The sequence below is a fragment of the Duganella vulcania genome (assembly GCF_009857655.1).
Lineage (GTDB): Bacteria > Pseudomonadota > Gammaproteobacteria > Burkholderiales > Burkholderiaceae_D > Rugamonas > Rugamonas vulcania.
On sequence record NZ_WWCX01000188.1, the window covers coordinates 1 to 4,641 of the forward strand.

Consider the following 4,641-nt stretch of genomic DNA (forward strand, 5'->3'; position numbering starts at 1 on the left):
GCACGTGCAGGCCCAGGTCGACCGCGGCGGCCGCGTGGTGGGCGGCGAGCTGCTGATGCGCTGGCCGCTGGCCGGCGGCGAGATGGTGCCGCCGCAGGTGTTCATCCCGGTGGCCGAGGAGTCGGGGCTGATCATCGAACTGGGCGCGTGGGCGCTGCGCCAGGCCTGCGAGGCGGTGCTGGAGCTGGCGCGCGCCGGGCTGGCCATGCCGCTGTCGGTCAACGTCAGCCCGACCCAGTTCCGCCAGGCCGATTTCGTCGACGTGGTGCGGTGCACGCTGGCCGACACCGGCGCCCCGGCCGCGCTGCTGGTGCTGGAGGTGACCGAGGGCCTGTTGATCGACAAGATGGAGCAGACCATCGAACGCATGCACGAACTGGCGGCGCTGGGGCTGCGCTTCTCGATCGACGATTTCGGCACCGGCTATTCCAGCCTGGCCTACCTGAAGAAGATGCCGCTGTACGAGCTGAAGATCGACCGCAGCTTCGTCATGGACACGCCGGACGACGCCAACAGCCGCGCGCTGGTGCAGTCCATCCTGGCGATGGCCGGCCACCTGGGGCTGCGGGTGGTGGCCGAGGGCGTGGAGACGCAGGCGCAGGCCGATTTCCTGGTGGCCCACGGCTGCGATTGCATGCAGGGCTACCTGTACGCGCGGCCGGCGCCGCTGGCCGCGCTGATCGACCGGTTACAAGGAAAGACGGCGGTGGCTGCCGCGTCAGCCACACATAACTAGGGGAGCGAGCGATGAAACTTACCGTAGTCCAGAAAATGATCGCGCTGGCCGGCGCAGCACTGGCCGGCATCGCCTTGCTGGCGGGCTTGAGCCAGTACCAGATGAACAAGGTCTACGACTCGGCCAGCTACTCGACCGTCAACACGGTGCCCAGCCTGGTGGTGCTGGACCGGCTGCGCGACAGCCTGCTGCGCCTGCGCATCCGCGTCAACCAGCACGTGCTCAACACCGACGACAAGAAGCTGGCGGAAATCGACGGCCAGATCGCCGAGATGCGCAAGGGCGTCGACGACAACCTCAAGAAATACGAGGCGCTGGTGAGCGACGACAAGGACAAGGGCATCCTGGCGCGCGAGCGCGACTCGTGGGCCAAGGTGCAGCCGATGGTCGAGGCGGTGCTGGTCGAATCGCGCGCCAACCGCAACGACAAGGCGCGCACCCTGCTCGAACTGGCCCGGCCGGAAATCCAGGTGCTGCAGACCGCCATCGACAACCACTTCGACTACAACATCGAACTGGGGCAGAAAGGCGCGGACGACGCGGTGGCGATGAAGGCGGCGGCCATGCGGACCTCGCTCATCATCGCCGCCTGCACGCTGCTGGCGGTGGCGCTGATCAGCGCCCTCATCACGCGCGCGCTGCTGCGCCAGCTGGGCGGCGAGCCGGACTACGCGGCCGAGGTGGTCAACCGCGTGGCCGCCGGCGACCTGACGATGCAGGTGCACATCAAGCCGGGCGACAGCACCAGTCTGCTGGCGGCGATGCACACCATGGTCGGCAACCTGTCGCGGGTGGTGACCGAGGTCAATCACGGCGCCGAGGCGCTGGCCAGCGCCTCGGAGGAAGTGAGCGCCACCGCGCAGTCGCTGTCGCAGGGCGCCAGCGAGCAGGCCGCGGCGGCCGAGGAATCGAGCGCCGCCATCGAGCAGATGTCGGCCTCGATCGCGCAGAACACCGAGAACGCCAAGGTCACCGACGGCATGGCCGGCAAGGCCGCGCAGGAGGCGGGCGAAGGCGGCGAGGCGGTGCGCTCGACGGTGGTGGCGATGCGCGAGATCGCCAAGAAGATCGGCATCATCGACGACATCGCCTACCAGACCAACCTGCTGGCGCTGAACGCGGCCATCGAGGCGGCGCGCGCGGGCGACCACGGCAAGGGTTTCGCGGTGGTCGCGGCCGAGGTGCGCAAGCTGGCCGAGCGCAGCCAGGTGGCGGCGCAGGAGATCGAGCAGGTCGCCAGCGGCAGCGTCAACCTGGCGGAAAAGGCCGGCGCCCTGCTCGACACCATGCTGCCCAATATCCGCCGCACCTCCAGCCTGGTGCAGGAGATCACGGCGGCGTCGGAGGAGCAGACCACGGGCGCGAGCCAGATCAACTCGGCCATGAGCCAGTTGAGCCAGACCACGCAGATGAACGCCTCCAGCTCCGAGGAACTGGCCGCCACCGCCGAGGAGATGAGCGGCCAGGCCGGTCAGCTGCAGAGTTCCATGTCCTTCTTCAAGGTGCGCTGAGGGGCGGCAAACGGCGCATGGCGTGTCCGCCGCTCCCCGGCGCGCCCCTTACTGCATCACGCTGACGTGCTTGCCGCTGATGCTGCGCTGGGACGGGTTGCCGTACACGGTGACGTGGCCGGAGCCGGTGGTGTCGGCCACCAGCGACTGGCTGACGCCGGCCGAGATGCTGCCGGAGCCGTAGGTCGCCAGTTCGGCGCTCTGGCCGCTCAGGCCGGCCAGGTCGGCGCTGCCCGAGCCGTACACGCGCACGTTCATGCCGCGCACGTTGCCGGTGGCGCTGGCGCCGCCCGAACCCCGGACCTCCAGGTTCAGCGTGTCGCCGCTCAGGCGGCCCAGGTTCAGGCGCCCGGAGCCGTTCACGCTGGCGACGGTGGAGCCGCTTTGCAGGCCGGCCGCGTCCACCGCGCCCGAGCCGTTGACGCGCACGTCAAAGCGGCTGACATTGCCCGACAGCTGCACCTGGCGCGAACCGTTCTGGCTCAGGTTGAACGGCGCGCCGTTCAAGCCGCTGACCGACAGGCGCCCGGAGCCGTTGGCGTTGACCTGGCGCAGCTGCGGCGTGGTGTAGATCACGCGCAGCGGGTTGGCGCTGCGGATGCTGCCGTCGATCCAGATGCGCAGCGTGCCGCCGGTGGCGTCGGTGCGCAGCATCGGCAGCAGGTTGCTGTCGCCTTCGACCTGCAGCGAGGCGGCCTCGCCGACCCGCACCTCGACCTGCATCGGGCCGTTGATGTCGATGCCGTCGCTGGCGGCGGCGTCGCGGCGTTCGGTGGTTTGCTGGCCGTTGCCCTGCACCGCCGAGCTGCCGAAGGCGGAGCTGTAGTGCACGCCGCCGCCGTTGCCGTCGTCCGGCACGACGATGACGGCGCAGCCGGCGAGGGTGGCGAGGGCGGTGATGACGGCGATGGAGATGGCAGTGCGCATGATGGGATCGTCCCTGAAGTTATAGTATCGACACTGTAGCGCCGCCGCCCGCGCTCCGCCCGCGCCGTGCGACGAACGGCAGAAAACGGGGGCCGGGACGCACAAACGGCGCCCTGGGCGCCGTTCGTTGGATTACTTGTCTGCCTTTACTTGTCCACCTCGCACAGCTGGTAGGGATAGGGCTCGGTGCCGATCGCGGCGCGATGGACGCGGCAGCTGTCCGGGCGCAGCCGCAGGCCGTAGCGTTGCAGGTCCTCGGCCGCCTTGCGCTGCAGCGCCAGGTTGCGCGCGGCCAGGTCGATGCGGTACTGCGGCAGCAGCGCCAGGCGGCAGCGCGGCCCGTCCGGCGCCGCCAGCGGCTCGACGCCGACGTGGAAGCGGACCTTGGCCATCATCCGCTCCAGCCGCGCGCAGGCGGCGTCGCTGCCGGTCTGGCCCAGCCAGGAGGCCAGCTGGTTCTTCTTCGCCAGCGTCAGCTCCTCGTGGTTGGCGGCGGCGACCAGCATCACGTAATGGGTGCCGTGGCGGCTGGCCGCCAGCGCGCGGATGCGCTCCAGGTAGGCGGGCGATTCCGGGAAGCCGCCGGCCAGCGCCACCACCGGCACCTGCGGCGGCAGCAGGGTGGCCATCCAGCCCATCGGCGGATCGCCGTGCACCGTGTAGACCAGGCTGGAGGACGGATCGGCCAGGCCGGGATCATCGGCGGTGAAGCCGGCCGCGGTCCAGCCGCTGTGGCTCCAGGCGGAGAACGGGAAGACCACGATGGCGCACAGCGTCAGCGCCCAGGCGCCGGCGCGGCGCGCCAGTTGCGGCTTGCAGAGCCGCTGCAGCAGCAGCCAGACCGTCAGCGGCGCGAGCAGCTCCAGCGGCACCAGGTAGCGGTAGATGCCGAACAGCTTGAGCCAGCCCAGGTAGCCCAGCGCGAAAAACACCAGCAGCAAACGCTCGCGGCCAGCCGTCGCGTCGCCGGCGGCGGCGCTGGCGCTGGCGCCGGTGCCAGCGCCGCGCAGCCGGCCGGCCAGCAGGCGCACGGCCAGCGCGATGAACAGCACATAGACCACGGGCCAGATCATCTGGCGCATCACCAGCTCGGACACGCGATGGCCGTCGAGCGTGAAGATGAAGGGCCACAGCAGCGCCTCGGCCAGGTTGTGCGGCAGGTGCGCGGTGTCGGCCACGCCGACCGGCTGCGCCAGCGGGCTGCGGAACACGTCGTTCATCTGCGGGAACAGCGGATTGCCGAACATGAGCCACATGCGCAGGAACCAGTGGCCGGCGGCGGCGGCCAGGCCGGCCAGCACCGCCACGCCGAACACCAGCGACAGGCGCAGGCGCTGCCACCAGCCGCCGCCGACGGTCAGCAGCGCCGCGCACAGCGCCAGCGCGAAGGTGGCGTTGGTCAGTTTGAGGCCGGCGCCCACGCCCATGACCAGCCCGGACAGGGCCAGCCAGCCCGCCGCGCGGCGG

The 4,641-nt window shown here is 70.5% G+C and carries 4 protein-coding genes; 2 read left to right on the forward strand and 2 right to left on the reverse strand.

What is annotated here, in order from left to right:
- Together GTP90_RS34855 and GTP90_RS34860 are read left to right on the forward strand one after the other, a co-directional pair.
- Positions 1 to 736, forward strand: a 736-nt coding sequence (locus tag GTP90_RS34855; protein ID WP_161087803.1) for a putative bifunctional diguanylate cyclase/phosphodiesterase, incomplete at its 5' end; no start/stop codon positions are given.
- Between the two features lie 11 nt (positions 737 to 747).
- A complete protein-coding gene (locus GTP90_RS34860; RefSeq protein ID WP_161087804.1) occupies positions 748 to 2,247 on the forward strand; it encodes a methyl-accepting chemotaxis protein in 1,500 nt (499 codons plus the stop codon).
- A gap of 48 nt (positions 2,248 to 2,295) precedes the next feature.
- Here the strand turns inward: GTP90_RS34860 and GTP90_RS34865 are convergent, their stop codons facing one another.
- Both GTP90_RS34865 and GTP90_RS34870 read right to left on the reverse strand, forming a co-directional pair.
- The gene (locus GTP90_RS34865) at positions 2,296 to 3,174 is read right to left on the reverse strand and encodes a head GIN domain-containing protein (protein WP_161087805.1); all 879 of its coding nucleotides are present in this window, start codon (positions 3,172 to 3,174) and stop codon (positions 2,296 to 2,298) included.
- A gap of 146 nt (positions 3,175 to 3,320) precedes the next feature.
- The coding region (locus GTP90_RS34870; RefSeq protein WP_161087806.1) for a hypothetical protein at positions 3,321 to 4,641 on the reverse strand (1,321 nt) is incomplete at its 5' end.

Excerpts from the sequence above, each read along its gene's own strand:
- GTP90_RS34860 (WP_161087804.1), top strand. The coding sequence starts at position 748 with ATGAAACTTACCGTAGTCCAGAAAATGATCGCGCTGGCCGGCGCAGCA.
- GTP90_RS34865 (WP_161087805.1), bottom strand. The coding sequence starts at position 3,174 with ATGCGCACTGCCATCTCCATCGCCGTCATCACCGCCCTCGCCACCCTC.